Source organism: Pseudidiomarina marina (assembly GCF_003987045.1).
In the GTDB taxonomy this organism is placed as follows: Bacteria; Pseudomonadota; Gammaproteobacteria; order Enterobacterales; family Alteromonadaceae; genus Pseudidiomarina; species Pseudidiomarina marina.
Genome location: NZ_PIPZ01000001.1, coordinates 798,429 through 823,206, shown reverse-complemented (window position 1 = coordinate 823,206; position 24,778 = coordinate 798,429). Strand labels below are relative to the sequence as shown.

Genomic DNA, 24,778 nt, shown 5'->3' with positions numbered 1-24,778 from the left:
GTGAGCGGTCAATTTTGGAAAGATAAAGCGTTAAACGAATTAACCCACGAGGAGTGGGAAAGTCTTTGTGATGGGTGCGGTAAGTGTTGCTTGCATAAGCTCATTGACGAATCTGACAACGACGAAGTGATTCACTATACCGATGTCAGTTGTCGATTACTCAATACCAAAACGGCGCAATGCTCAGATTACGCTAACCGTAAGCAGCATGTGCCGGACTGTGTTGTCATTACGCCAGACAACGTTTATGACTTAGACTACATGCCGACCAGCTGTGCTTATCGTCGTTTAGCCGAGGGGCGTGGGTTGGCCTCTTGGCACCCGTTGTATCATGCCGGTTCAAGGGTGCCAATGATTGCCGCTGGTATGAGCGCAGCAGGCTTAGTCGACAGCGAAGATGCAGTGGAAGAAGATCTCGAACTTCGTATTGTGACTTGGCCGCTACGCGATACCAATTAAACGGTTTTGAATTTCACCAAGCGCGCAAGAATAACGGCAATGGCGATAATCGTATAGGTTGCAAAGATCACCTGCATCCAGCCGGGCATACTTAAACCGGCAAATTGCCAGTCAATTTCCCCACATTGCCCAGGGGCAGCGAAGAAACTTGGAAACCATTCATGTAACGGCATCCAGCTAGGGAAGTTAGGGAAGGTGTCGCAAACAATAAACCACGAGTTTTCTGAATTTTGAATTTCGAGATGTTCACGGGCAATTAGCCAACCCCAAATAGCGGCAACTAGCCATCCGGCAAAACCCAGTAAACGAGTCACTAGGAGCTGCGGCGCGAACAGTGGAATTAATGCGGCTATACCAATGCCAAGTATGGCGGTGCGCTGATAAATACATTTCACACAGGGCTCTAAGCCAAGCTGGTATTGGAAAAACAACGCCGCTGCTAACAATGCAAAGCAGGATGCAGAAAGAATTGCCCAAGCGTTACGCTGTGCTGGAAGTTTGGCCAAAAAAGTTAGCATAAAATCACCGCCTTATAATTATTTGCCAAGAACCATACCTGAGCCTAAATTGATTGTCGATAAGATTGGGTTAAGAAGCTTTACAAAACTTGTCCGACCATTGAAAAGACTGATAGAATCAGGCAATGGATTATAACAAATAGTAACCCTACATTAGGTAACGTTATTCAAAATACAGGCCACTTCATGATTATTAAGGCACAAAGTCCAGCAGGTTTTGCCGAGGAATACATCGTAAAATCAATCTGGAACGGGCATTTTGCACCCGGCACTATCTTACCAGCAGAGCGTGAGTTGTCCGAGCTGATTGGTGTTACCCGTACGACCTTGCGCGAAGTGTTGCAGCGTTTGGCCCGTGATGGTTGGTTGACTATCCAGCATGGCAAGCCAACGCGGGTCAATAATTTTTGGGAAACGTCGGGGCTTAATATCCTTGAGACGCTAGCGCGACTTGATGAAGATGGCATGCCTGAGTTAGTCGATCAGTTACTATCTGCTCGCACCAACATTAGTGCTATCTATATTCGCCAAGCAGTTCGCAATGCACCAGATAAGGTTGTCGAACTATTAAAAGAAGCTGAGTCGCTTGAAGATTCAGCTGAAGCCTTTAGCCAATATGATTATCGTTTGAATCATGATCTTGCGATGGCATCTGGCAATCCAATTTACGTATTGGTATTGAATGGCTTTAAAGGATTATATTCACGCATTGGTAATTTCTATTTCTCAAACGATGATGCACGTAAGTTGGCTCGCAAGTACTACGCTGATTTAAGAGAAATGGCGGCTGACTCGCGCCGTGATGACGCGGTCTTATTGGTTCGTGAATATGGTTACCAATCAGGCCGTATCTGGCACAGCATGCGTGGTGATATCCCAGATAATCTAGTCGAATAAAGATGTTGTCGAGTAACCGCTGTTACTCGACAAAGCTTCAGTCTGATTTACTCGACGCCTTGCTCGGCGCGCCATTTCCACTCGTTCTCTAACGTGGCCTTTGGCAATAACATTTGAAAATCTAGATCCACCAATGTATCACCTGCTTTAAAACGCTCTGGGAAGTCTGGGTTCGCTAATGCTTTTTTACCTAAGGCAAGTAAAGCATTTGGGAATTTCGCGGCATAGTCCGCGTAATTCGTCTCATCAATTCCGCCATTGATTATCAAACCAACGTTCGTTTCAGCCGCAACAATGTCAGCCAGTGTTTTGTCACTGCCATCAGCAAAAGGCTTACGGGCAACTGATGTGTCGGTGGTATGAATAAAATCGACGCCGGCGTCAGCTAAAATACGCACTAATTTTACCGCTGCGGCTTCACCTTCAGGCCATTGATAGTCATTGTCGGTAACAGTAATCTGGCCGATTCGAATGCCAACCGCAAAGTTGTCACTGACGGCGCTACGGACAGCGCGAACGACGCGTTCAACAAACGCGATACGCTTATCGAGTGAGCCGCCAAATTCATCCTCACGTTGATTAAAGTGAGTACTCAAAAATTCATTCAATAAATACCCATTCGCAGCATGCAACTCAACGCCATCAAAGCCAATTTCTTCGGCTCTTTTTGCGGAAGCGACAAAACCATTTAGTGCATGTTCAAGGTCGCTCAGCGAAGCTTCTTTCGGCTCCAACCAACCTGGCACATCGCCGTATAAACTTAATGGCTCACCTTTGGGCTGCACAGTGCTTGGTGCTATTGGTTGATCAACGAAATTGCTGTGTTGCATTTGTGCGCCAGCGTGCATCAGTTGCATGATGGCTTTACTACCGGACGCATGAATGCGCTCAACAATATTTCGCCAAGCGTCAGCTTGCGCGGCATTAATGATACCAGGTTGATTCACATAGCCTTGTGCGGCGCGATCATCGGTGTAAACACCTTCGGTAATTACCAAACCGAAGCCGCCTTTGGCAAAGCGTTCGTAATAATCACCCATGATGGCGGTTGGAACACCATGCTCATCCGCACTGGTGCGCGTCATTGGTGCGACGGTAAAACGATTGGGTACATCAATAAACATAAGCCCTCACTTCAAATTAAGTTATATAACTTTAGTGGGGATGATTACGTGATTTACAAGGAAATTGATCAGGGCGGAAGGAATTAAAAAACGGCCAACACCTTATGGGCATTGGCCGTTTGAATAAATCAGACTTAAGCGAAGTTTTTCGCTACGAAGTCCCAGTTTACCAAGTTCCAGAACGCGTTTAAGTAGTTAGGACGCGCATTACGGTAATCGATGTAGTAAGCGTGCTCCCAAACATCAACGGTCAGGATAGGCGTTACTGACGAATCAGTTAATGGGGTTTCAGCGTTGCTGGTGTTCACGATTGCAACTGAACCGTCTGCTTTTTTCACCAACCAAGTCCAGCCAGAACCGAAGTTGCCAGCTGCTTGTGCGCTGAACTCTTCTTTGAACTTGTCGAACGAACCGAATGCTGCGTTAATTGCATCAGCAACAGCGCCAGTTGGCTTACCGCCGCCATTTGGGCTTAAACAATGCCAATAGAACGTGTGGTTCCAAACTTGAGCTGCGTTGTTAAATACGCCGCCTTTTGAAGTTTTGATAATATCTTCGAGTGACTTGCCTTCCATATCGGTGCCTTTTACCGCATCGTTCAGCTTAGTCACGTAAGTTTGGTGATGTTTACCATAGTGATATTCAATGGTTTCTGCTGAAATATGTGGCTCAAGTGCATTTTTCTCGTAAGGCAATGCTGGTAATTCAAATGCCATGTCGACTCTCCGTTGTTGTTGAGAAATGAATGTGTTGTACGTTTGATTGTTTGTTCTGAATTCCGGCTATTTTACCATTGAATTCAAAACTTGCCGTCACTATATAGTTAAATTGTGGCACAAAAGTTTATTTCAAGGGTTAACTTTACCCTAAAGTATAACTTCTTTATGACGGTTTCGCGTACTGAATGTGTTTTCTGAACATGGTATAATGCGCGCCGTTAGAAACGCTCATTACCTGAGGTAGTCATGGAAACTGTTGAAAAAATTAAGCAACAGATCGCAGAAAACCCGATTCTGTTGTACATGAAAGGTTCACCGAAGTTACCAAGCTGTGGCTTCTCATCGCAAGCTTCACAAGCTCTCATGAGCTGTGGTCAAGCTTTTGCGTATGTGGATATATTGCAAAACCCAGATATCCGCGCTGAATTGCCGAAATTTGCTGATTGGCCAACGTTCCCGCAATTGTGGGTTGAAGGCGAGTTAGTTGGTGGTTGTGACATTATTTTGGAAATGTTCCAAAAAGGCGAATTACAAGAATTAATTAACGAAGTTGCTGCGCGTCATCCGGCGCCAGAAGCTGAATAAACTTAAACAACTAAATGGAGATTAACCATGGGTGTATTAGTAGGTCGTAAGGCTCCTAACTTCACTGCAGCTGCCGTACTAGGTACTGGCGAAATTGTTGAAAACTTTAACTTGCACGAGCAAATTAAAGGCAAGAAAGCGGTTGTTTTCTTCTATCCACTCGACTTCACGTTCGTTTGTCCTTCTGAGTTGATCGCATTTGATCACCGTTTAGAAGAGTTCAAAAAGCGTGGCGTTGAAGTTATTGGTGTTTCTATCGATTCACAATTCACGCACAACGCATGGCGTAACACCGCTGAAGCAGACGGCGGTATCGGCCAAGTGAAATAACCATTGGTTGCAGACGTAAAACACTCAATTTGCCGTGCTTATGACGTTGAGCATCCAGAAGCGGGCGTTGCTTTCCGTGCATCATTCTTAATTGACGAAGACGGTTTAGTTCGTCACCAAATCGTAAACGACTTGCCATTAGGTCGTAACATTGACGAAATGATTCGTTTAGTTGACGCGTTGAACTTCCACCAGAAGCATGGCGATGTATGTCCAGCTGGTTGGAAAGAAGGTGATGAAGGTATGAAGGCTGATCCTAAGGGTGTTGCTGATTACCTTTCTAAGAACGCTAGCAAGCTGTAAAACAAAAAGCGTTATTGGTTATTCGTTATTCGGAAAACGAAAGACTAAAGAACAAGAGGTCGCCTTCGGGCGGCCTTTTTTATTTCTCAAAAATGTCATTGAAAATTAATAAAGAAGTGATTTAATGCGCTCGTTTACTGCAAAGGTTTGGTTAATTAATGATCAGATGTTTAATTATTGATTAAGCTTTATTTGCAATAAATATTCGATGTATACACCAATTATTTATAAAAATTATAAGGGTAAATCGATGAGCGTTCATTCAAAACAAGGCTTGTTAAAACAAAGCCTGCTCGCGGTAACTTGTTTTTCATTTTACTCACTTACAGCAATTGCAGCTCCACCTGCTGATTATTACAACTCAGTTGATCAAACCAACGCACAAACCTTACAACAATCGCTCCACGAAATTATTGATGATCACCAACGCTATCCATATACCTCAAGTAGCACCGATACTTGGGATATTTTAGAAGCAGCAGATGAAGATCCGGATAATTCGAATAATGTGATCGATGTTTATAAAAACGCCAGTTATGGAAAAGTTGGTGGTGGAAACACACTTTATAATCGCGAGCATAGCTGGCCAAAGTCTTATGGTTTTCCAAATGATGGCAGCTCAAATTATGCTTATACCGATGCTCATCATTTATTTATTTCAGATAGCAGCTATAACTCAAGCCGCAGTAATAAGCCTTATGCCAATTGCACGACGGCTTGTACTGAAAAGCCGACTGAATTCAATAATGGTCGAGGTGGTAGTTCAAGCGAATCAAATTGGACCGAGGGGTCTTTTGATACCGGCACTTGGGAAACCTGGTCAGGGCGTCGCGGCGATGTCGCTCGTGCACTCATGTACATGGCAGTGCGTTATGAAGGCGGTACGCATGGCGTGACTGGGTTTAGCGAGCCGGATCTGATTCTGACGGATGATCGCAATTTGATTGCTCAATCCAATCAGGGCGCAAACATCTCGGTCGCATACATGGGTTTGAAATCAGTCTTGCTGCAATGGCATCAAGAAGACCCCGTGGATGACTTGGAACGCCGTCGCAACGATATCGTGTATTCATTCCAAGGCAACCGTAATCCGTTTATTGATCACCCTGAATTCGCAACCTGTGTGTTTGAGAACATCTGTGATGGGAGCTCAGGTGGTGGTGGCGATACCACGGCACCAACAGCGCCGAGCTATGTGAGTGCTTCTGCAGGCAGCGGACTTATTGCCGTAGCTTGGAACCAAAATACCGAATCTGATCTCGCCGGTTATCACGTTTATCGAAGCACAATCGCTGGTAGTGGTTACAGTCGATTAACCAGTGCACTCGTTACTTCAGCAGCATATGATGATTACAGTGTTTCGGGTGGTACAACCTACTATTACGTTGTGACGGCAGTCGATACCTCAGGTAACGAATCGGTATTTAGTAATGAGGTTATTGCAACTGCAAACGGCGGAACACAAGCCGCAAGCGTTTGGATTAATGAAATCCACTACGATAATGATGGAATCGACACGGGCGAATTCGTTGAAGTGGCCGGCAGTGCAGGAAGCAATTTAAGTGGGTGGCAATTAGTAGCCTATAACGGTAACGGCGGAACAGCGTACGCGACCGCTAATTTGAGCGGTGTTCTGGCTGATCAAAGTGACGGATTCGGTACTTTAAGCGTTCCAATGAGCGGCTTGCAGAATGGCGCGCCGGATGGTGTGGCCTTAATTGATGCTCAAGGCAACGTGGTGCAGTTCTTAAGCTACGAAGGCGTTATGACCGCAGTTGATGGGCCAGCAGCTGGACAATCATCGCAAGATATTGGCGTTAGTGAAACCAGCTCGACGCCTGTCGGTTATTCGTTACAGCTTAGTGGCTCGGGCGAGCAATACAGTGATTTTACTTGGCAAGCCCCTCAAAGCGCAACTGCGGGTAGCGTTAACTCAGGCCAAAGCTTTGTGAGCAGTGAGCCGGTCAATACACCGCCAACAGCCGTATTTAACGCCACTTGTACCTACTTAGAATGTCAATTTGATGCGTCAGCAAGCAGCGATACTGATGGCAGTATTGTCTCCTATGATTGGAATTTTGGCGATGGCACAACAGCAACGGGCGCATTGAATAATCATTCGTTTTCAGCTGCTGGTGAATACTCTGTGACGCTCACTGTTTCCGATGACGCAGGTGCGACAGACGAAAGTGCTGCATTGGTTAATGTGAGTGCGCCGCCGGTTACTCCAGTTGTTTGGATTAATGAATTTCATTATGACAATAAAGGTGGTGACCGAAATGAGTTCGTTGAAGTAGCCGGTAACTCTGGCAGCGACCTCAGTGGCTGGACAATTTTGGGATACAACGGCAGCAATGGCGAAGTTTACGCGACTGTTGCACTTGCCGGAGTCATCAGCAATCAACAAGGTGGCTTCGGCACCTTAGCATTTGATTTTGCTGGCATGCAGAATGGTTCGCCTGATGGTCTCGCATTGATTGATGCTCAAGGAGAAGTGGTGCAGTTTATAAGCTACGAGGGCGTAATGACGGCAACATCTGGTCCAGCGGCGGGTATGCAGTCTGAGGCAATTGGTGTATCTGAAACTGCCAATTCATCTGCAAACGATTCACTGCAGTTGAGTGGTTCAGGAACCCAATATAGCGACTTTTTGTGGCAAAACCCGAGTCGCAGTACTCGAGGAAACCTTAATCAAGGTCAATCGTTCGGGTTTTAGAAAGAATTTAGGTTATGAGTCCTTCAAAGGTCGCCTTCGGGCGGCCTTTTTTATTTTCCGAGGGCGAATTTGACGGCTTGGTCGGCGTGAATTTCGGTTGTGTCGTACAGTTTTATTGATGTATCCGCCTGATCGATGAGTAACCCGATTTCGGTGCAGCCTAAAATGATGGCATCGGCGCCATATTCACCAAGCTTGTTGATAATATTTAAGTAATCTGCTTTTGATTGCGGTTCAATTTTGCCCAGACAAAGCTCTTTGAAAATCACTTCGTGAATACGGTTTCGTTCTCTTATTTCTGGAACAACAACGCAAATACCGTGCGACTCGAGGCGGTCACGGTAGAAATCTTGTTCCATGGTGAATTTGGTGCCGAGGAGTCCTACGGTGGTAATATTATCCGCTTGCAGTGCAGCCGCTGTTGCATCAGCAATGTGGAGTAGGGGGATGTTCACAGCAAGCTCAATTTCGGGTGATACTTTATGCATCGTATTGGTCGCAAGTAAAAGAAAGTCGGCGCCGGCCGTTTCGAGAGCTTGTGCAGCTTCAGCCAATATATCGGCCGTACCTGCCCAATCTCCGGCGTGTTGTAAGGGTTCTATTTCGGCGAAATCGACACTATAAAGAATGACTTTGGCTGAATGTAAACCGCCAAGCTGTTCGCGCACCTTCTGGTTAATCAACCGATAGTACGTTTGAGTCGATTCCCAACTCATACCGCCGATGATTCCGATTGTTTTCATGCGTCCTTACCCCCCTTAAACTTGTGCGCTTATTGATGAAGCGTTACATTCAATCAAGCACTAAGGAATTTATAGCATGAAATTATATGACTTTGCTGATGTTTTAAATTTTTGGTTTCACGAACTGACGCCTCAACAGTGGTTTGCTAAAAGTGACGTCTTAGACGAAACGATAAAGCGGCGATTTGGTACAACGCTTGAAGCGGCCTCTCAGGGTGAACTCTGGCAGTGGCGAGAGTCGGTTAAGGGGCGTCTCGCTGAAATTATCGTGTTGGACCAATTTTCGCGAAATGTTTACCGAGATACGCCAGCTTCGTTCGCGCAAGACGCAATGGCATTAGTACTGGCGCAAGAAGCTGTAGCATTAAAGGTAGATGCCGATTTTAATGCTGCCGAAAAGGCCTTCTTATATATGCCTTATATGCATAGTGAATCGGCATTGATTCATCAGCAAGCCGTTCAATTATTTAATCAACCCGGTTTAGAAACCAATTACGACTTCGAATTAAAACACAAAGAAATTATTGATAAGTACGGCCGCTATCCGCACCGTAACGCAATACTCGGGCGCGAATCTACAAATGAAGAATTGACGTTTTTACAGCAACCGGGTTCGTCGTTCTAATGTCTCGTTCGGTGTTTATTGGGGTTGATGTTTCGTGCGCGGTGAAAAAGCGCATTCCGATTGTATTTGTTGAAAAACGGGAAGGGCGATTAATTCCGTTGCCGCTGAAAGAACTTCCCTTCGCAGCGCCATATGGGCATGGCAACAAACTCGTTGTAGAGCACGAATATAATTTGAATTATGCGCGGCAGATTCGTGAATATATTATCGATGTTTGTCATTTTTATGGAGCAACGCCCGAGCGAATCGGTATTGATTCACCGTTGCGTCCACGCTCAAGCGCGTTGGATTACCGCATTGCGGAGCGCGAACTCAACCAAGCCGGTATTCGGTGTTATAAAACGCCGTCAAAGCCCGAATTTGATGAGATTATTCACAAAGTACGCCTTCACTTGGCTTCTGGTGGCGCAATTTCTCGCGTTCCTCATGCCATGCAACTTTGGATGCTTGCGGGCTTTGAAATTTCTCGAGAATTGGCAACCATAGCGCCGGTTCGCGAGGTATTCCCGCAGGCGAATATCCGCCGTTTATTGCCGAACGCGCCGCATAAAAGTGGTAAAGGTGTGCCACAGTTGCAACTAGAAGCAATCGCCCGCCATACCGGTTGGCCAGCTTCGCCTGAAGATTGGGCTCAGTTAAAGCAAATTAGCGCTGGCGGCACCCATGATCAGGTGGATGCGTACAGCGCAGCCTGGGTTGCTAGCTTAGACGATGATGACATTGATATTTTCGGTGATTTAGAAAAAGCCGATGCAATATGGATACCGGCAAAGAAGTTCTTAGCCGCGAAGGATTAGCAGACGGAACGCAAGAACAACGTAAAGCTGAATTTCGTCGTCGCTTTCTGTGAGACGAATTCGTAATATTGCGAAAGAGTTATCCGCAGAGTGTTTCGTTATAAGGACATAAAAGCATGCGACACAATGGCGTTTTGGTGAAATGGAATGAGGATAAAGGCTTTGGGTTTGTGCAAATGGCGAGCTCGCAGCAGCAAACGTTTGCGCATATAAAGGAATTTGAAAATCGACGCCGCAAGCCAAAAGTAGGTGACGAAGTTACCTTTAAATTACAGCAACAACCCGACGGTAAGCTTCGAGCGGTTGAGGTTACCTATGTTCGTGAGAGAACAGATTGGCTGATGTTACCCACATTACTTATCGCGATGGGGTATATTGGCGCGACCGGCTACGCAAGTTTACTAACGGATTTTCCGGTTGAAGTCTCTTGGATTTTTGCTTTGTTAAGTGCCGTTACCTATTTCTTTTATGCTATCGATAAACGAGCCGCTCAAAACGGCTATCAACGCACGCCAGAGAATGTTCTGCATTGGCTTTCATTTCTTGGAGGCTGGCCTGGTGCCTTAATTGCACAACAACAATTTCGCCATAAAACACGCAAAACTTCGTTTCGTGCGGTGTTTTACATGACGGTTATTCTGAATATTGCTGCCGTTTATTATCTCGTTTTTTACGGTGACGAACTGGGACTTCTTGGATGGGTGTCGTGAGGGATCTTGTGTATCAACTTATATTGCCGACGGCTAATTTGAAAGCGAGCTATGACGCTTATATCTTATATAGCTGAGCTTGGTAGCGAGGAGCGGTATCCGTTTCCGCTGGATTTTGATCACCGTGATTTTGAAGCTATGTTGGCTCGCATCGAAGGTATTCGCGACGGAACCAAGGTGCCTGATGGATTTGTGCAAAGCTCGACATTTTGGATGGTTGCGGGTGATGTAATCATCGGCTGCACAAATATTCGGCATCGGTTAAATGCTCAAATTGAGCACTGTGGCGGGCATATCGGTTTAAGTATTCGCCCATCCTTTCGCCGGCAAGGTTTGGGAATTAAATTACTCCAATTAAGCCTTGAGCAAGGTCGCAAACTAGGCATTCAAACTGCCCATATCCACTGTCATACACAAAATGTCGCTTCGCGCGCAATGATTGAAACGTGTGGTGGAGTTTTCCATTCCGAGATTAATGATAACGGAAGTTTGGTTAGCCGTTACCTAATAGAACTAACTTAAAGTGAAATTAACTGCGGTGTGAGCTTTAATCGGTTAGAATGCAACTTCTTATCACAATTGAGTTGCACATTTATACATGACTTTTTCTGAACTCGGTCTTTGCCCTGAAATTTTATCTGCCCTGACACGCCAAGGTTATACTGAACCAACCCCTATTCAAGCTCAAGCAATACCAGCCGTGTTAGCTGGTAAAGACGTGATGGCTGCAGCACAAACCGGCACCGGTAAAACCGCTGGCTTTACCTTACCGATTCTTGAAATGTTAAAAGATAATGAGCGTGCGAAAGCAAATACTGCACGTGTACTCATTTTGACGCCGACCCGTGAATTAGCTGCGCAAGTTGGTGAAAGCGTGATGAACTACGGCGCAGGCTTGCCGCTCAATTATGCTGTGGTATTCGGTGGCGTGAAAATTAATCCGCAGATGATGAAACTGCGCAAGGGCGTCGATATTCTGGTGGCAACGCCGGGGCGATTGCTCGACCTCTACCAGCAAAACGCCATTCGCTTTCCAAAACTTGAAATGCTGGTTCTTGATGAAGCAGACCGTATGCTCGATATGGGCTTCATTCATGACATTAAAAAAATCATCAAGTTACTGCCAGCCAAGCGCCAAACGTTGATGTTTTCAGCAACGTTCTCAGATGAGATTCGTACGCTTGCAAAAAGCCTAGTGAATAACCCAGTTGAAATTAGTGTTGCGCCGCCAAATGCGACTGCTGAGCGTATTGATCAGATCATGTATGCCGCACAAAAGAGTCAGAAGCCGCGCATGCTAATGCAAATTCTGCGCAACCTCAATTTGCCGCAAGTGATTGTGTTTTCGCGCACCAAACATGGCGCTAATCGCTTAGTAAAACAGTTGGATGGCGACGGATTTTTAGCTGCTGCAATTCATGGCAATAAAAGCCAAGGCGCACGTACTAAAGCTTTAGCTGACTTTAAGGCCGGCAAGGTACAAGTGTTGGTTGCGACGGACATTGCCGCCCGTGGCTTGGATATTGAAAAATTGCCGTATGTAATCAACTTCGATTTGCCGCAAGTGGCAGAAGATTACGTGCACCGTATTGGTCGTACTGGCCGCGCAGGGCAGGTTGGACACGCCATTTCGCTGGTCATGGACGAAGAGTTTAAAACACTCAAAGCCATCGAGAAACTGATTGGCCAGCCAATTGAGCGTCACAAGCTCGAAGGCTTTGCTGATGTTGAATTAAATGGCAAAACACCGGTACCAAAGAAAGCGCCACGCCCGCCGCGTCGCGCTGGAAAGCCACAGGGTAATAGTGATAAAAATTCTGGTGGCGGTAAAAAGCCATCGCGTGACCGCAAGCGTCGAACTTAACCAAGCCGGTAACTATTATGAATAACAGATACTTTGTTGTTATCGCTGCAGTTTTTATTCTTTCAGCTTGCACCACCGGCAAGCTGTTTTATATCGATAGGGCAGGCAATCGCACTCTAGGCTGCGAGGTCGAGTTCGTAGGCATGCCCAGCGTCGATAAATTTGCCGTTGAATATGCCTTAAGCCATTGCGCCAAACGTGCCGTCGAGGCAGGTCATCGTCTCGAGCAAGAACAAAAGTATTTGTTAGAACTGGATACGTCAATTCCTCCAGCGCCTTGCGGCAAGGCTTGGGATCATGAACTTGCTGAAGGTGAGTTCGACAGTGGCAACCTTTCAAAGAAAGAATATGGCTATATTGTGGCGCATATCGATATGGGGTTGGCGGTTGTGAACGAGTGTTCGTCTGGATGATGTCAGCTTATTGCTACCCAACCTTATGGATTCCCATAAATCCAGTCTAAACCTTGCGTTAGGGTCGTTGGAAATGCCGTGGCACCAGAGGTTAATTGAAAACTATATAGGCCATCAGTCAGGTAGATAACCGGATAAATCTTATCGGTATTAGAACGATACGAGCGCGGTGTCGTAATAAAAACTGGATAAACGAGTTTACTCTTGGGGTCGGTTAACTCCACTGTCCTGCTTCTTGGAATTTCTACAGCGCCGGTGGCTAAACTTAATGGGCAGAACATGAATAGGATGAGCATCCATACTAACTTCATTGCAGAATTCCTATCAGCTTAAGCAAGGCGCTCAGAATGGTTAACGTACTTAATCAGTTTTCATTTTTGCATTCAATAAGTTTTAGTGCGAACTTTTTTATATAAATCAATAATCTTTTGCTTATGTTCGCTGAAAGTGAATAATGAATTTTTATCACCGAGGAAGCGTTAATGATTTTTCAAGTTAAATGGCAGCAACTTGCCAAACATATGACGAAACATTTGTTTGTAGTGCTGTCGATTAGTTTTACGCTTCTGATGATTATTCGCTGGTTTTCTTTGTCTTTTGATGTTGTTCAGACCTTTGAACATATTGCTATTAATCAAATTCCGCTTGTGTACTTTGTTATTTTCCTTTTTAGTGCTTTTTTTGGTATTTCTTTGAGTTATCTACTCAAATGCGCATATGTTGAAATTGTTGGGGACGAGATCAGTGGGCGAAATTACTGGCTCCTGAAAAGACAGTTTCCCCTAAACGACATAGTGAAAGCCTACCCTTTTTCGAGCAATGGCATGCCCGTTGTGGTAGTCGATGCTGGTAAAAAAGGGGAAATTTTTATTCCGGTTCATATAGAAAATTCAGAATTATTATTCGGGATTTTAGACAAATATACGTGAATGATATATCAATTGAATCGAGCCTTACGATCAAGAGATTATGCTAAACATGAGTGGATTAACGTCTGTGTTCAGGATTATCGTATTTAAGGGTATATATCCGAAGCGATGGTAGAGAATCCTTTGCATCGGATGTCTAGTTCAGGGTTTGGTTGACGATTAATCCACTTAAAAGGGGATTATTGTGTTATTTCTTCGTGTCGTTTAATGTCTGTCATATAAAGTAAAACTAAGCTTTGATACCGTGCGCTCGTTATAGGATAACCGCACCTACCGTCTTGCGAATTAACACAAGAGACAGCTGAAAAAGCTAATAGACTTCCCATGCTCAGCGAAATGCTTGAGAACCTACAAGGTAAAGCTCCCCAAGAACCGTTGAATATGCTAATGGAATTCAAAGAGTACTCTTGGAAGCCCCTCAGCTCGTTTATCCACGGTGGTATTTACGCAATTAATCGTCACAGTAAAGGTTATCCACTTACTTTACTTGATCATATGGTCCGAATATCAAATGCTGTGTCTATAATGGTAGCCATGCTATTGGTTGTACTGCGTGGTGGAGGTGACCAGCTTGGGGAAATGCCCTCGATTCAAAGAGAATTTGCCGATTGCTTACCTGAAATTAAGTCGCAACTGCTTGATAAAAAATAATTTTTGTCGACATATCTTGATAAAAATTCCATTTGCAATACGTCCGTATTTGGCACAAACCAGCCATTAAACTACATCAGACCAAACAGCATATTCATTGCCGCTAGGGCAGGTGAAATGGAAGCGGCGCCCGCCAGGGAACTCAAAAATTGGCTTTATAATTGTGCCGCCAGCCTGTTCAACGCGTGTTTGACTAGCTTCAAGCTCTTTACTGTACAGCACGACTAGCGCGCTACCAGTGCTAGTCGATGCCACTAAGTCTGAGCTATAAAACCCACCATCAAGCCCTGCATTTTGTATGGCCGCGTAATCAGGGCCATAGTCGACAAAACCCCAACCGAAAGCCTTCGCGAAGAAGTCTTTTGTGCCTTCAATGTCGCGAGCTGGCAATTCAATGTAATTAATCTTCTCGTTATTGAAGTTTTTATTGTTCATTAAATATCCAGATCATCGTTTGGCGGTACGTTTCGCCCACAGTAGCAGCATGTGTACCATTTTCGATAATAAAGTGTTTGGATTGCCATGGCGAATTAGGCTGCTCATTCCAATAACTGGTCCAACGATTTGCAAATACCATTCGAGTTTCGCGGTCACGTGTGCCTGTAGCGACAGCGACTAAACCTTGGGAGTTTGGCGCTAAACTAGGTGCCTCAAAAAAGCGCGTTTGCCCCGGTGTAACTGTTGGGTTGCTCGCAATGCGCGCGTAGAACAAATCAGGGTCGGCTAGAGCTGACCACAGTGTGAAATATCCGCCACGCGATTGTCCAAATAAAATTCTTGTATCGGAATCGGCTCGATAGCTGTGTTCAATTCGCGGTATAAGTTCGGTTTTCAAGAATTTTAAAAACTGCGGTGCACCGTCTATTCCTAGTTTTCCGTCTGCGGCTGGCGCAGTAAAATCAATATCACGTTTGTTGATGTCGCCAAAGCCGCCGTATGCAATCCCGACTATGATCGCTTCAGGCAAATTTTCATCATAGGTCAAAAATAGGTGGGTAGGTGCAAGTAATGGAAAAAGGCTATCACCGTCCAGTAGGTAAACCACCGGATATTGTTTTGTGTTGGCATCGTACCCTTCAGGTAAGCGAACAAAGATATGATAAGGGCGTCCAACGGCAGTTGACTGTAGTTTGAAATAATCTCCGGCGAGTGCAGGAAGGTATTCAATGGGTGATATTTTATGTACTTGTTCAGAATCCTGAATAATTGCTGAATTTTTAGGTGGCGTGGAAGAGCAGGCCGCTAGAAGGCAAGTCATTGCTCCAATAAAAATAAGTGAGAATCGAAAGTTCATAGACTATCTCGTTGACTCTTCCAGTGCGCCGAATACTTGTCCGATTATTTTGTAGAGATCTTGCTGATCGAACTCGTACTCGGTTTCGGTTTGAACTCTATGTAAAAGGACTATATCAGAATCGGAGTAAACGCCAAGTATGTGGATGTCTAATCCAGAGCGATTAAAATAACAACTGACGACGAGTTTGCTTCGCAAATAGCATTTGTAACTGGCTGTTTCGCGTGCGATATTTCTGAATAATTAGGAGCAACAAGGAATAAAAAAATGGATAAATTTATGCAGGCCGCCATAGAGGAAGCCAAGAAAGGGATGGAAGAGGGCGGTGTGCCGATTGGTTCGGTCATTGTGCACAACGGTAAAATCATCGGTCGAGGGCATAACCGCCGTGTGCAAAGCGGCAGCCCGATTTTACACGGGGAAATGGATGCGTTTGAAAATGCTGGGCGTCAGCCTGCTAAGGTTTACCGTGAGTGCACCATTTATACCACGCTATCACCATGCTGCATGTGTTCGGGCGCTATCGAACTGTACGGTATTCCGCATGTGGTGGTCGGCGAAAATCAAACCTTTATGGGTGCCGAAGAACGCTTGCGTCAAGCCGGTGTGAAGGTTGACGTACTGCAAGATGCTACGTGTATCGAGTTGATGAATACGTTCATAGCTAACAACCCAGAACTCTGGAACGAAGATATCGGCGAATAACCACGAAAAGTTAGGTTCGTTGGCGGTATTTGGAGAACCAGAATAGCACCAATGCCGCCAATGCACCTAGCGTATCAGCGAGCATATCTTGTTGGGCGTCCCATTCATCACCTTGTGAGCCGAGAAATTCAATGCCGGCGTCGCCACCTTCAATGACTGCAAATTGCCACTCGATAATCTCGTATCCAGCGGCGACGGCCATAATAAAAAACAGTCCAAACAGCATGGCAGTGATAGGGCGGGCCCAATTTTTTCGTACGAGTAATTCTGCGGCTGCATAGGCATAGAAACCGACAGTAAAATGTGCAATTCGGTCGTAATGATTACGTTCGAAATCAAAGAACTCAGTGACCCACTCAAACGGTACACGCGCAAACGTGTAGTGTGCGCCAATGGTGTGCAAGATGAGTAAAACACTCATCAAAACATAGCTGGTGTTACTGAACTGGAATTGACGATAGGTGGCAACAAGGCCGATAAATATGGCTAAAATCGGCGTCATTTCAGCCCACCATACGCGCATATCGTACGGATTAATAAACGACCACACCATGGTGGCAACAATCACTACCGCAAGCATATGAGGAATTCTTTGTTGCCAAGCCATGAGCGCGTCCTTTTTAATTATTTTCGTTGAGCGTTATAAGTGAATTTTCACCAATAAATTTAGGTTACGTTCATCAACACCGTCAATGCCAAATTTATTATTCCAGTGCGCGTACTCAACACCAACATACAAACGGCTGTCGTAGCCAACCATTGGACCAATGTCATATTTCAGCTGTGAGGTGAAGTTCATTTCAGCGGCATGGCCTTCGCTGGCTGATGACCAGTCTAAGAATCCGTCGTAATAGAAGTTTTCCGCAAACGGAATGCCCCAAACTGCAGTTAGCTGGTAGTTGCTCTCATAAAATTCGTTGCTACGGCGATAGGCGTTGAGTTGTAAGTAATCAAAACCGGTTACATTCAGGTCAGTCCCCACGCCCACTAAGTAGTTATCGAATCCTTGCCCGACTTCCCATGTGGTTGCAATGTATGCCGCTTTAACCAAGCTTCCTTCCGCAAAATCGTACACTTTAAAACGCGGTGAAATTTCAGCGTAGGTTTCAGTAAAACCATCGTCTGATTTCAAGCGGTCAACGAATAAGAACGAGTCGCCCCAGCTATAACCGCCGGCATGTTCAAAGGTAAATACTTGACGGTCGGTGTCACCAACTTCGTAGTTGGAACCATTCAAGTAGGTTGCGCTAATGTCTTGCCAGAAGATTTCAGCGTTCGCGGTTGCGGAAAATAGGAGGCTGCCAGCAATGGCGGCATTAAGTAAGGTCTTGTTCATTGTCATCTCGTTTTTAAAAATTGGATACTAGCTATTGGATATTAGATATTAGAAAAACCTGAAACATCAGCGCTAATATCTAATATCCAATAGCTAATATCGTTCTTGTTATTTAAGTGGCCAGCCGCCGAGGGCTTGGTAGCGATTGACCATAAAACAAAACAGCTCAGCCGTACGCTCCGTGTCGTATACCGCTGAGTGCGCTTGCTTATTGTCAAACTCAATGCCCGCCGCTTGGCAGGCTTTAATCAACACAGTTTGGCCTAAGAACACGGCGGCGAGGGCTGCGGTGTCGAAGGTAACAAACGGATGAAACGGGTTGCGTTTTAGATTCGCGCGCTCAGCGGCAGCCATAACGAAGCCATGATCAAAGGTGGCGTTGTGGCCAACTAAGATGGAACGTTGGCAACCGGCGTCTTTTTGCGCTTTACGAATCGGTTTGAACATTTCTTTGAGGGCGCTGCCTTCTTCCACCGCTCCGCGTAAGGGCGAGTGCGGATCAATACCGTTGAAGTCTATGGCGGCTTGCTCAATGTTCGCGCCTTCAAACGGCTCAATGTGGTAATGCAAGGTCTGGTCAGGTACCAACAAGCCGTCATCATTGAATTTCAAGGTGACGGCGGCAATTTCCAAAAGTGCATCGGTTTTGGCGTTGAAACCGGCGGTTTCAACGTCAATAACTACCGGCATGTAGCCGCGAAAGCGCTGTTGCATTAACGCATTGGCGTTGTCGTTACTCATAAATCCCCAGGATTCTTGGCACTGCGCTCAATTAATTCAATGGCATAGCCGTCCGGATCGCGAACGAATGCAATAATGGTTTTACCGCCTTTAACCGGGCCTGGCTCGCGGTAAACATCGGCACCAGCTTCTTTCAATTTGTCACAGGTAGCATAAATATCTTCAACACCAATCGCGATGTGACCAAATGCGCCGCCATGCTCATAGTCGCTGACACCCCAGTTGTAGGTGAGCTCTAACACGGTATGATCAGCTTCATCGCCATAACCCACAAAAGCCAAGGAATACTTGTATTCTTCGTTGTCGGCAGTGCGGAGCAATTTCATGCCTAAGGCTTTGGTGTAAAAATCAATTGAGCGCTGCATATCGCCAACGCGTAACATGGTATGTAATAAACGCATGTGATGCTCCTATTCGTCCGAGGTTTTGTCTTTAAATTCGCATAAATCTTCAATAATGCAGCTGCCGCAACGTGGTTTGCGTGCAATGCACGTGTAACGACCGTGCAAGATGAACCAGTGGTGTGCATCCACTTTAAATTCTGTAGGAATAACTTTCTCTAAACGATCTTCGACGGCGCGTACTGTTTTGCCAGGGGCAAACTTGGTGCGGTTTGAGACGCGGAAAATATGGGTGTCGACCGCAATGGTTGGCCAACCGAAAGCAGTATTTAACACCACGTTGGCAGTTTTACGACCGACACCCGGCAGCGCTTCAAGGGCTGCGCGATCTTCAGGCACTTCACCATTGTAGTGATTCACCAGAATTTCGCAGGTTTTGATGACATTCTCAGCCTTGGCGTTAAATAGGCCGATGGTTTTGATGTGATCTTTGACGCCATCCACGCCTAAATCCAACATTGCCTGTGGCGTTGGAGCAGCGGGGAATAATTTACGTGTCGCTTTATTCACGCCCACATCGGTTGCTTGTGCTGAAAGCAGTACAGCAATCAGCAACTCAAAGGTTGAGTTGTATTCCAACTCTGTTGTTGGATTAGGATTATTTGCGCGTAAGCGCTCTAATATTTCAACGCGTTTTTGTTTGTTCATAGCTCTTATTGTGACGTCACTCGAGCACGAGTCACCTGTTTCTCCGGTTTCTCCGCATGGGCAGCACGATAATTATCAATCCAGTTCTTGCCGGCTATAATGAAGCCCATCACAATGAAGGCCCCTGGTGGCAATATGGCAAGCAGTAGCGGGTAGTCGACGCTAAACAACTCAACCCGTAGGTTGGCTGCCCATTCGCCGAGTAATAAGTTCGCACCATCAAATAGCGTACCGTTACCGAGTACCTCGCGAATACCGCCTAACAATACCAATATCGAGGTAAATCCAAGCCCCATCATCAAACCATCAAATGCCGCGTGATGCCATGGATTTTTCGAAGCGTAGGCTTCGGCACGCCCAATAATGGCACAGTTGGTAACAATCAGTGGAATGAAAATGCCAAGTGCTTGGTATAAACCGTACACGTATGCGTTCATGAGCAACTGAATGACCGTTACAAAGGTTGCGATAACCATAACAAACACAGGAATACGGATTTCTTTCGGTACAAATTCACGTACCAAGCTTACGGTAATGTTAGAACCAACCAGCACTAATAACGTGGCTAAACCAAGGCCAAGTGCGTTGGTCACCGTTGCGGTGACTGCCAACAGCGGACATAGCCCTAATAATTGCACTAGCGCTGGGTTATTGTTCCACAAACCTTGCCATGTGAGTTCTTTGTATGTGTTTACTTCGTTGCTCATGATGATGCTCCTGAGCTATCGGCATAACAGTTTGCTGGTGCAGCGAACCATTGCTGCTGGTTTTTTTCAAATATCAGGGCTGTACGTTTCACCGCTTGAACCACTGCGCGGGGAGTAATGGTTGCGCCGGTAAATTGGTCGAACATGCCGCCATCACGTTTGACAGCCCAGCGCGGGTCGTCTTCACCATTCACGCGCTGACCATTAAAGCTGGTGATCCAATCACTTTTTCGAATTTCGATTTTGTCGCCGAGTCCCGGAGTTTCTTGGTGCTGCAGAGTGCGTACGCCAGCAATTGATGCATCAGCGTTCAGTGCCACTAACAAATGAATAGCCCCGCTATAACCGTTAGGCGCTGTTACTTCTACAGCAACTGCTGTGGGCTCATTATTCACATAAGCGCGATAAACACGACGCGGTGCTGAGCCAAGATCAGGATGACGAATAACGGTACAACTTTGATACAAGTCGTTGTCATGCAGATTAGGTGGAATGATTTGATTCAATACCCGTAGTAACTCTTGTTCTTGTTGACGTGAAATCGGCTCTTTGGTCACGAGCGAGGTCATGATCACTAAAAACGTCGCGACAATGGCAAAGCCGGCCAAAATCAGTCCGTTGCGTCCCATACTTTTGAAAATCATGAGCGACCTCCGTGACCATAGGCAATCGGCTGGGTGTATTTATCAATGACTGGCACCGTCATATTCGCCAATAACACGGCAAAGGCAACAGCATCGGGGTAGCCTCCCCAGGTGCGAATAACGAATACCAAGAAGCCAACCAATAACCCAAATACCCAGCGCCCTTTGTTCGAGGTGGCCGCAGTGACTGGATCCGTCGCAATAAAAAACGCGCCGAGCATGGTGGCGCCACTTAAAGCGTGTAACATGGGTGTTATCGCTTGGTCTGGGTTAAATAGCCAGTAAATAGCGGCCGGTACCAACAGGCCAACGAGCATACCACCAGGAATATGCCAACTAATGATCTTTTGTTTGATGAGTACAAGGCCACCGAGTAAAAAGGCGATGTTGATCCATGCCCAACCTATGCCCGCAAGGTCATCAAATATTGGTTTAGTTAATGCTTCGCTTAGCGTCAACTGATGGTTCAAATCGTTGCGCAGGCTATCTAATGGCGTTGCCATAGTGATGCCGTCTGCACCCATACGCAGCTGTTCAAGATTGTAACCAGCTTGCGTATAACCGCTGAAAATTAGACTCACAGTGTCGTTCAACGAGACTTGCAGTTGGGCAAGTTCATTCGGTATTGGCCAACTGGTCATTTGAACGGGGAATGAAATAAGCAGCAACACGTAGCCAGCCATTGCCGGATTAAACAGGTTTTGTCCCACGCCACCGTATACGTGCTTCACCACGATGACGGCAAAGGCGGTACCCATCACAATAATCCACCACGGGGCAAGGGCAGGAATGCTAATGGCAAGCAGTACGGCGGTGACAATGGCCGTATGATCTTGCCATGCATGGGCAACCGGGCGACCTCGCATGCGCATGGCAAGCCCTTCAGCAACCCAAGCGGTTAACAATGCCAACGCCAGTTGCACATAAACCCCAAAACCGAAGAAATAGGTTTGTACCAGAACCCCAGGAATTAACGCCAAGTAGACCCAACGCATCACTTGTTGCGTGGTTCTGCGTTGATGTGCATGGGGTGAGGCCGCTATTTTAAAGGTCATGCGTCGTCACCTTCTTTATTCTTTTGTTGAGCCGCCGCAGCTTGTGCCGCTTTTCGTGCTTTAGCTCGGGCAATAGCTGCTTGTACCGCATCTTGCGGGTTATCGCCGCCTTGCGCCACAGCTTCAGCTTGGGCTTTCTTACGCGCTTCGGCGGCTTTACGATGACGCTCGAGACGCTCTTGCTTTTCGCGCTCAAGGCGTTCTTGACGCGCTTCAAAACGTTCGCGTGCAACTTCTGCTTTGGCCTTTTCACGAGCGATATTGCGAATTTCCGCTTTCGCTTTACGGTAGTAATGGACCAGCGGAATTTCGCTTGGACACACATAAGCACAGGCACCGCATTCAATACAGTCGAATAGGTTTTGCTGCTCTAAACCGTCATAGTCTTTCGCTTTTGCTAACCATTGCAATTGTTGCGGAAGTAGCTGAGCAGGGCACACGTCCGCGCAGGCACCACAACGAATACAAGCCATTTCATCTTGTGCGGGTGCAAGTTCTTGACTGCTTGGCACTAAAATACAGTTAGTAATTTTGACTACCGGCACAGACAAATCAGCGAGGGTAAAGCCCATCATCGGGCCGCCCATAATCACTCGTTGCTCTGGTTCAGGTTTAAAACCACATTGTGCCAATAAGTATGCAACTGGCGTACCTAAACGAACCCAGTAGTTTCCTGGCTTTTCAACATTTTCGCCGGTGACGGTAACCACTCGTTCTATCAACGGTTTGCCTTGCAGTACTGCTTGCGCAACGGCAAACGCCGTACCGACGTTTTGCATGACTAAGCCAATATCAATTGGCAAGCCGCGGCTTGGTACCTGACGACCGGTTAGCAGTTGAATCAGTTGCTTTTCGCCGCCTGATGGGTATTTCACAGGCACAACGCGCAGTGCGAGTTGTGGGTGTTTATCTAACAAAGCTTCGAATGCCGCGATTGCTTCAGGTTTGTTGGCTTCAATGGCGATTAAGGCTTTTTCACAGCCGGCAATGTGCAGCAGAATTTCAGTCCCATCGATGATTGTTTGCGCATGCTCACGCATGAGACGGTCATCGGCACTTATATAAGGCTCGCACTCCACACCGTTTATAATCAGGTAATCTAAAGGACGTTGTAACGCCAATTTTTGCGCGGTTGGAAAGCCAGCGCCGCCTAAACCGGCAATGCCTGCATTTTTAATTCGATCAAGTAATTCAGCGCGACTGAGTTGCGTGTAATCAGTTAATGGTTCGAGAGCAACGTGCTCATCGTTGCCATCGGCACGAATGGTAATCACCGTATCAGCTAAACCAGATGGGTGTGCGATGATGCCTGGGCCAATAGCCGCAATGGTCCCGGAAGTCGGGGCATGCACTGGCAAGCCGTTATTCGCTCCAACTTGAGTCAATACCTGGCCAGCTTTGACGTAATCACCCACCTGCACCAATAATTCTCCGGGTGCACCTGAGTGTTGCTTCACCGGCAAATAATATTCTTGTGCTAGGGCTAGGGGCGCTATTGGGGTTTGATTAGAAATCTCTTTTCGCTCCGGCGGATGAATACCGCCAGGAAACGTCCAAATATGGCCGGCTTCGATAGCTTTGGTTGCTACTGACATTAGTTTGACGACTCCACAACTCGAACAGGGATCTGTTGAAGATCCCACTGCCAATTATCCGGTCGCACTGGCACCGGAACCATGTCAATACAATCAACTGGGCATGGCTCAACACAAAGGTCGCAGCCCGTGCATTCGTGCGCAATCACGGTATGCATTTGTTTTGCTGCACCGAGGATGGCATCAACTGGGCAGGCCTGAATACATTTCGTACAACCGATACATTCGTCTTCGCGAATGACAGCGACTTTCTTCACATCTTCTTCGCCGTGGGCAGAATCCAGCGGTTTCGCTTCGACACCCATCAAGTCGGCGAGTGCATTGATGGTCGATTGACCACCGGGTGGGCACTTATTTATTTCATCGCCATTGGCAATGGCTTCAGCATACGGGCGACAGCCCGGATAACCACATTGACCGCACTGTGTTTGCGGCAAAATAGCGTCAATTTGGTCAACAATTGGATCGCTTTCCACACGGAATCGTACCGCGGCGAAGCCGAGAATAAGACCAAAAATAAGCGCAAGAACGCCAAATACAATGAGAGCGGTTACAACGGTCATGAGGTGGTCACCAAGCCGCTAAAGCCCATAAATGCGAGCGACATTAAGCCTGCGGTTATCATTGCCACAGCCGCGCCTTTAAAAGGAATGGGAACATCAGCCGCAGCTAAGCGCTCACGTAACGCTGAGAATAAAATAAGAACAAGGGAGAAGCCAAGAGCGGCACCAAAGCCATAAACGATTGATTCGATAAAATTATGCTGTTCATTAATGTTTAATAAGGCCACGCCAAGTACCGCACAGTTCGTGGTGATAAGTGGTAAAAATATACCTAGCAGGCGATATAACGTCGGGCTGGTTTTGTGCACGACCATTTCGGTGAATTGCACAACAACTGCAATCACTAAAATAAAACTCAACGTTTGCAACGCCATCAAATCGAGTGGCGCCAAAATATATTGATTCACCAAATAGCTCGAGACCGATGCTAATGTCAGTACAAACGTGGTTGCAGCGGACATACCGATAGCGGTTTCGAGCTTATTGGAAACTCCCATAAACGGGCATAAGCCGAGGAATTTAACCAATACGAAATTGTTGACTAGTACCGTTGCTACCAACAGCAGCAAGTAGTCACCCATGCGAAAATCCGTCCCATTACTTTGAATAGTGCCTATTATCGAATTTTTAGCGCTCTGAAACAACCGATGAACTGTAGTGTTATTCAAGTTTGTCATTGAATATTCATAAAACTGTCATGGTGCTG

30 protein-coding genes and 2 pseudogenes are annotated in these 24,778 nt (G+C 46.3%); 14 read left to right on the top strand and 18 right to left on the bottom strand.

Going from position 1 to position 24,778, the window contains the following annotated elements:
* Positions 1-459: a YcgN family cysteine cluster protein gene (locus tag CWI76_RS04000; RefSeq protein WP_126759055.1), complete on the top strand. Its 459-nt coding sequence runs from the start codon at positions 1-3 to the stop codon at positions 457-459.
* On the opposite strand, the gene dsbB is transcribed toward CWI76_RS04000, so the two are convergent.
* Positions 456-977: a disulfide bond formation protein DsbB gene (gene dsbB / locus CWI76_RS03995; protein ID WP_126759054.1), complete on the bottom strand. Its 522-nt coding sequence runs from the start codon at positions 975-977 to the stop codon at positions 456-458. The two genes, CWI76_RS04000 and dsbB, sit on opposite strands and share 4 nt — an antisense overlap.
* A gap of 186 nt (positions 978-1,163) precedes the next feature.
* On the opposite strand from dsbB, the gene fadR reads away from it, so the two are divergent.
* A complete protein-coding gene (gene fadR / locus CWI76_RS03990) occupies positions 1,164-1,874 on the top strand; it encodes a fatty acid metabolism transcriptional regulator FadR (protein WP_126759053.1) in 711 nt (236 codons plus the stop codon).
* Positions 1,875-1,921: 47 nt separating this feature from the next.
* On the opposite strand, the gene CWI76_RS03985 is transcribed toward fadR, so the two are convergent.
* Positions 1,922-2,998, bottom strand: coding sequence for an NADH:flavin oxidoreductase (locus CWI76_RS03985; RefSeq protein ID WP_126759052.1), 1,077 nt, complete (start codon positions 2,996-2,998; stop codon positions 1,922-1,924).
* Between the two features lie 134 nt (positions 2,999-3,132).
* Positions 3,133-3,714 carry a superoxide dismutase [Fe] gene (gene sodB / locus CWI76_RS03980; RefSeq protein ID WP_126759051.1) on the bottom strand — a complete coding sequence of 194 codons (582 nt, stop codon included), beginning with the start codon at positions 3,712-3,714 and terminating at the stop codon, positions 3,133-3,135.
* Between the two features lie 249 nt (positions 3,715-3,963).
* Between sodB and CWI76_RS03975 the strand changes: the two genes are divergently transcribed.
* The 3 genes and pseudogenes from CWI76_RS03975 (at position 3,964) to CWI76_RS03965 (ending at position 7,651) form a co-directional block, all read left to right on the top strand.
* On the top strand, positions 3,964-4,302 hold the full coding sequence (locus CWI76_RS03975) for a Grx4 family monothiol glutaredoxin (protein WP_126759050.1): 339 nt from the start codon (positions 3,964-3,966) through the stop codon (positions 4,300-4,302).
* Between the two features lie 27 nt (positions 4,303-4,329).
* Positions 4,330-4,935: pseudogene (locus CWI76_RS03970) on the top strand (peroxiredoxin).
* A gap of 250 nt (positions 4,936-5,185) precedes the next feature.
* The gene (locus CWI76_RS03965) at positions 5,186-7,651 is read left to right on the top strand and encodes an endonuclease (protein ID WP_126759049.1); all 2,466 of its coding nucleotides are present in this window, start codon (positions 5,186-5,188) and stop codon (positions 7,649-7,651) included.
* A gap of 50 nt (positions 7,652-7,701) precedes the next feature.
* Here the strand turns inward: CWI76_RS03965 and CWI76_RS03960 are convergent, their stop codons facing one another.
* A complete protein-coding gene (locus CWI76_RS03960) occupies positions 7,702-8,394 on the bottom strand; it encodes an aspartate/glutamate racemase family protein (protein WP_126759048.1) in 693 nt (230 codons plus the stop codon).
* Positions 8,395-8,470: 76 nt separating this feature from the next.
* Here CWI76_RS03960 and CWI76_RS03955 point away from each other — a divergent pair, with 76 nt between their 5' ends.
* The 6 genes from CWI76_RS03955 to CWI76_RS03930 all read left to right on the top strand — a co-directional run bounded on the left by CWI76_RS03955 (position 8,471) and on the right by CWI76_RS03930 (position 12,803).
* Positions 8,471-9,019 carry a DUF924 family protein gene (locus CWI76_RS03955; RefSeq protein WP_126759047.1) on the top strand — a complete coding sequence of 183 codons (549 nt, stop codon included), beginning with the start codon at positions 8,471-8,473 and terminating at the stop codon, positions 9,017-9,019.
* Positions 9,019-9,816 (top strand): DUF429 domain-containing protein, encoded by a 798-nt coding sequence (locus CWI76_RS03950; protein ID WP_126759046.1) that lies wholly within the window; start codon positions 9,019-9,021, stop codon positions 9,814-9,816. The genes CWI76_RS03955 and CWI76_RS03950 overlap by 1 nt, the downstream gene beginning before the upstream one ends.
* Positions 9,817-9,932: 116 nt before the next feature.
* Positions 9,933-10,526 (top strand): cold shock and DUF1294 domain-containing protein, encoded by a 594-nt coding sequence (locus CWI76_RS03945; RefSeq protein ID WP_126759045.1) that lies wholly within the window; start codon positions 9,933-9,935, stop codon positions 10,524-10,526.
* A gap of 51 nt (positions 10,527-10,577) precedes the next feature.
* Positions 10,578-11,048: a GNAT family N-acetyltransferase gene (locus CWI76_RS03940; RefSeq protein WP_126759044.1), complete on the top strand. Its 471-nt coding sequence runs from the start codon at positions 10,578-10,580 to the stop codon at positions 11,046-11,048.
* Positions 11,049-11,124: 76 nt separating this feature from the next.
* Positions 11,125-12,390, top strand: coding sequence for a DEAD/DEAH box helicase (locus tag CWI76_RS03935; protein ID WP_126759043.1), 1,266 nt, complete (start codon positions 11,125-11,127; stop codon positions 12,388-12,390).
* A 17-nt stretch (positions 12,391-12,407) separates the two neighbouring features.
* A complete protein-coding gene (locus CWI76_RS03930) occupies positions 12,408-12,803 on the top strand; it encodes a hypothetical protein (protein ID WP_126759042.1) in 396 nt (131 codons plus the stop codon).
* Between the two features lie 23 nt (positions 12,804-12,826).
* Here the strand turns inward: CWI76_RS03930 and CWI76_RS03925 are convergent, their stop codons facing one another.
* On the bottom strand, positions 12,827-13,114 hold the full coding sequence (locus tag CWI76_RS03925; RefSeq protein ID WP_241967942.1) for an alpha/beta hydrolase: 288 nt from the start codon (positions 13,112-13,114) through the stop codon (positions 12,827-12,829).
* Between the two features lie 171 nt (positions 13,115-13,285).
* Between CWI76_RS03925 and CWI76_RS03920 the strand changes: the two genes are divergently transcribed.
* Both CWI76_RS03920 and CWI76_RS03915 read left to right on the top strand, forming a co-directional pair.
* Positions 13,286-13,732: a hypothetical protein gene (locus CWI76_RS03920; protein ID WP_126759041.1), complete on the top strand. Its 447-nt coding sequence runs from the start codon at positions 13,286-13,288 to the stop codon at positions 13,730-13,732.
* A 291-nt stretch (positions 13,733-14,023) separates the two neighbouring features.
* Positions 14,024-14,383: pseudogene (locus CWI76_RS03915) on the top strand (DUF6988 family protein); the annotation flags it as partial.
* Between the two features lie 66 nt (positions 14,384-14,449).
* On the opposite strand, the gene CWI76_RS03910 reads toward CWI76_RS03915, so the two are convergent.
* Together CWI76_RS03910 and CWI76_RS03905 are read right to left on the bottom strand one after the other, a co-directional pair.
* A complete protein-coding gene (locus tag CWI76_RS03910) occupies positions 14,450-14,818 on the bottom strand; it encodes a VOC family protein (protein ID WP_126759040.1) in 369 nt (122 codons plus the stop codon).
* Entirely contained in the window at positions 14,808-15,677 is an 870-nt protein-coding gene (locus CWI76_RS03905) for an alpha/beta hydrolase (RefSeq protein WP_126759039.1), read from the bottom strand. The genes CWI76_RS03910 and CWI76_RS03905 overlap by 11 nt, the downstream gene beginning before the upstream one ends.
* A gap of 267 nt (positions 15,678-15,944) precedes the next feature.
* Between CWI76_RS03905 and CWI76_RS03900 the strand changes: the two genes are divergently transcribed.
* Entirely contained in the window at positions 15,945-16,382 is a 438-nt protein-coding gene (locus tag CWI76_RS03900) for a nucleoside deaminase (RefSeq protein ID WP_126759038.1), read from the top strand.
* Positions 16,383-16,392: 10 nt separating this feature from the next.
* On the opposite strand, the gene CWI76_RS03895 is transcribed toward CWI76_RS03900, so the two are convergent.
* From CWI76_RS03895 to rsxA, 11 genes are all read right to left on the bottom strand, one after another.
* Entirely contained in the window at positions 16,393-16,989 is a 597-nt protein-coding gene (locus tag CWI76_RS03895; RefSeq protein ID WP_126759037.1) for a DUF2238 domain-containing protein, read from the bottom strand.
* Positions 16,990-17,022: 33 nt separating this feature from the next.
* Positions 17,023-17,718 carry a DUF5020 family protein gene (locus CWI76_RS03890; protein ID WP_241967941.1) on the bottom strand — a complete coding sequence of 232 codons (696 nt, stop codon included), beginning with the start codon at positions 17,716-17,718 and terminating at the stop codon, positions 17,023-17,025.
* 108 nt (positions 17,719-17,826) lie between these two features.
* The gene (rnt, locus tag CWI76_RS03885; protein WP_126759035.1) at positions 17,827-18,459 is read right to left on the bottom strand and encodes a ribonuclease T; all 633 of its coding nucleotides are present in this window, start codon (positions 18,457-18,459) and stop codon (positions 17,827-17,829) included.
* Positions 18,456-18,860 (bottom strand): lactoylglutathione lyase, encoded by a 405-nt coding sequence (gloA, locus tag CWI76_RS03880; protein ID WP_126759034.1) that lies wholly within the window; start codon positions 18,858-18,860, stop codon positions 18,456-18,458. The genes rnt and gloA overlap by 4 nt, the downstream gene beginning before the upstream one ends.
* 9 nt (positions 18,861-18,869) lie before the next feature.
* Positions 18,870-19,508: an endonuclease III gene (gene nth, locus CWI76_RS03875; protein WP_126759033.1), complete on the bottom strand. Its 639-nt coding sequence runs from the start codon at positions 19,506-19,508 to the stop codon at positions 18,870-18,872.
* Between the two features lie 5 nt (positions 19,509-19,513).
* Positions 19,514-20,215 carry an electron transport complex subunit E gene (locus tag CWI76_RS03870; RefSeq protein ID WP_126759032.1) on the bottom strand — a complete coding sequence of 234 codons (702 nt, stop codon included), beginning with the start codon at positions 20,213-20,215 and terminating at the stop codon, positions 19,514-19,516.
* Complete coding sequence (gene rsxG / locus CWI76_RS03865) at positions 20,212-20,859, bottom strand: electron transport complex subunit RsxG (RefSeq protein WP_126759031.1); 648 nt, start codon at positions 20,857-20,859, stop codon at positions 20,212-20,214. Before rsxG ends, CWI76_RS03870 begins: the two co-directional genes overlap by 4 nt.
* Complete coding sequence (rsxD, locus tag CWI76_RS03860) at positions 20,856-21,914, bottom strand: electron transport complex subunit RsxD (protein ID WP_126759030.1); 1,059 nt, start codon at positions 21,912-21,914, stop codon at positions 20,856-20,858. Before rsxD ends, rsxG begins: the two co-directional genes overlap by 4 nt.
* On the bottom strand, positions 21,911-23,509 hold the full coding sequence (gene rsxC / locus CWI76_RS03855; protein WP_126759029.1) for an electron transport complex subunit RsxC: 1,599 nt from the start codon (positions 23,507-23,509) through the stop codon (positions 21,911-21,913). The genes rsxD and rsxC overlap by 4 nt, the downstream gene beginning before the upstream one ends.
* Entirely contained in the window at positions 23,509-24,072 is a 564-nt protein-coding gene (gene rsxB, locus CWI76_RS03850) for an electron transport complex subunit RsxB (protein WP_126759028.1), read from the bottom strand. The genes rsxC and rsxB overlap by 1 nt, the downstream gene beginning before the upstream one ends.
* Positions 24,069-24,653 (bottom strand): electron transport complex subunit RsxA, encoded by a 585-nt coding sequence (gene rsxA / locus CWI76_RS03845; RefSeq protein WP_126759027.1) that lies wholly within the window; start codon positions 24,651-24,653, stop codon positions 24,069-24,071. Before rsxA ends, rsxB begins: the two co-directional genes overlap by 4 nt.
* Positions 24,654-24,778 lie beyond the last annotated feature (125 nt).

Excerpts from the sequence above, each read along its gene's own strand:
- rnt (WP_126759035.1), bottom strand. The coding sequence starts at position 18,459 with ATGAGTAACGACAACGCCAATGCGTTAATGCAACAGCGCTTTCGCGGC.
- CWI76_RS03870 (WP_126759032.1), bottom strand. The coding sequence starts at position 20,215 with ATGAGCAACGAAGTAAACACATACAAAGAACTCACATGGCAAGGTTTG.
- nth (WP_126759033.1), bottom strand. The coding sequence starts at position 19,508 with ATGAACAAACAAAAACGCGTTGAAATATTAGAGCGCTTACGCGCAAAT.
- CWI76_RS03975 (WP_126759050.1), top strand. The coding sequence starts at position 3,964 with ATGGAAACTGTTGAAAAAATTAAGCAACAGATCGCAGAAAACCCGATT.
- CWI76_RS03910 (WP_126759040.1), bottom strand. The coding sequence starts at position 14,818 with ATGAACAATAAAAACTTCAATAACGAGAAGATTAATTACATTGAATTG.
- CWI76_RS03985 (WP_126759052.1), bottom strand. The coding sequence starts at position 2,998 with ATGTTTATTGATGTACCCAATCGTTTTACCGTCGCACCAATGACGCGC.
- CWI76_RS03965 (WP_126759049.1), top strand. The coding sequence starts at position 5,186 with ATGAGCGTTCATTCAAAACAAGGCTTGTTAAAACAAAGCCTGCTCGCG.
- CWI76_RS03925 (WP_241967942.1), bottom strand. The coding sequence starts at position 13,114 with ATGAAGTTAGTATGGATGCTCATCCTATTCATGTTCTGCCCATTAAGT.
- CWI76_RS03945 (WP_126759045.1), top strand. The coding sequence starts at position 9,933 with ATGCGACACAATGGCGTTTTGGTGAAATGGAATGAGGATAAAGGCTTT.
- CWI76_RS03890 (WP_241967941.1), bottom strand. The coding sequence starts at position 17,718 with ATGAACAAGACCTTACTTAATGCCGCCATTGCTGGCAGCCTCCTATTT.
- fadR (WP_126759053.1), top strand. The coding sequence starts at position 1,164 with ATGATTATTAAGGCACAAAGTCCAGCAGGTTTTGCCGAGGAATACATC.
- CWI76_RS03930 (WP_126759042.1), top strand. The coding sequence starts at position 12,408 with ATGAATAACAGATACTTTGTTGTTATCGCTGCAGTTTTTATTCTTTCA.
- rsxG (WP_126759031.1), bottom strand. The coding sequence starts at position 20,859 with ATGATTTTCAAAAGTATGGGACGCAACGGACTGATTTTGGCCGGCTTT.
- CWI76_RS03955 (WP_126759047.1), top strand. The coding sequence starts at position 8,471 with ATGAAATTATATGACTTTGCTGATGTTTTAAATTTTTGGTTTCACGAA.
- CWI76_RS03935 (WP_126759043.1), top strand. The coding sequence starts at position 11,125 with ATGACTTTTTCTGAACTCGGTCTTTGCCCTGAAATTTTATCTGCCCTG.
- CWI76_RS03960 (WP_126759048.1), bottom strand. The coding sequence starts at position 8,394 with ATGAAAACAATCGGAATCATCGGCGGTATGAGTTGGGAATCGACTCAA.
- rsxB (WP_126759028.1), bottom strand. The coding sequence starts at position 24,072 with ATGACCGTTGTAACCGCTCTCATTGTATTTGGCGTTCTTGCGCTTATT.
- dsbB (WP_126759054.1), bottom strand. The coding sequence starts at position 977 with ATGCTAACTTTTTTGGCCAAACTTCCAGCACAGCGTAACGCTTGGGCA.
- CWI76_RS03940 (WP_126759044.1), top strand. The coding sequence starts at position 10,578 with ATGACGCTTATATCTTATATAGCTGAGCTTGGTAGCGAGGAGCGGTAT.
- CWI76_RS03900 (WP_126759038.1), top strand. The coding sequence starts at position 15,945 with ATGGATAAATTTATGCAGGCCGCCATAGAGGAAGCCAAGAAAGGGATG.
- gloA (WP_126759034.1), bottom strand. The coding sequence starts at position 18,860 with ATGCGTTTATTACATACCATGTTACGCGTTGGCGATATGCAGCGCTCA.
- CWI76_RS03950 (WP_126759046.1), top strand. The coding sequence starts at position 9,019 with ATGTCTCGTTCGGTGTTTATTGGGGTTGATGTTTCGTGCGCGGTGAAA.
- CWI76_RS03895 (WP_126759037.1), bottom strand. The coding sequence starts at position 16,989 with ATGGCTTGGCAACAAAGAATTCCTCATATGCTTGCGGTAGTGATTGTT.
- CWI76_RS03905 (WP_126759039.1), bottom strand. The coding sequence starts at position 15,677 with ATGAACTTTCGATTCTCACTTATTTTTATTGGAGCAATGACTTGCCTT.
- sodB (WP_126759051.1), bottom strand. The coding sequence starts at position 3,714 with ATGGCATTTGAATTACCAGCATTGCCTTACGAGAAAAATGCACTTGAG.
- rsxC (WP_126759029.1), bottom strand. The coding sequence starts at position 23,509 with ATGTCAGTAGCAACCAAAGCTATCGAAGCCGGCCATATTTGGACGTTT.
- rsxA (WP_126759027.1), bottom strand. The coding sequence starts at position 24,653 with ATGGGTGACTACTTGCTGCTGTTGGTAGCAACGGTACTAGTCAACAAT.
- CWI76_RS03920 (WP_126759041.1), top strand. The coding sequence starts at position 13,286 with ATGATTTTTCAAGTTAAATGGCAGCAACTTGCCAAACATATGACGAAA.
- rsxD (WP_126759030.1), bottom strand. The coding sequence starts at position 21,914 with ATGACCTTTAAAATAGCGGCCTCACCCCATGCACATCAACGCAGAACC.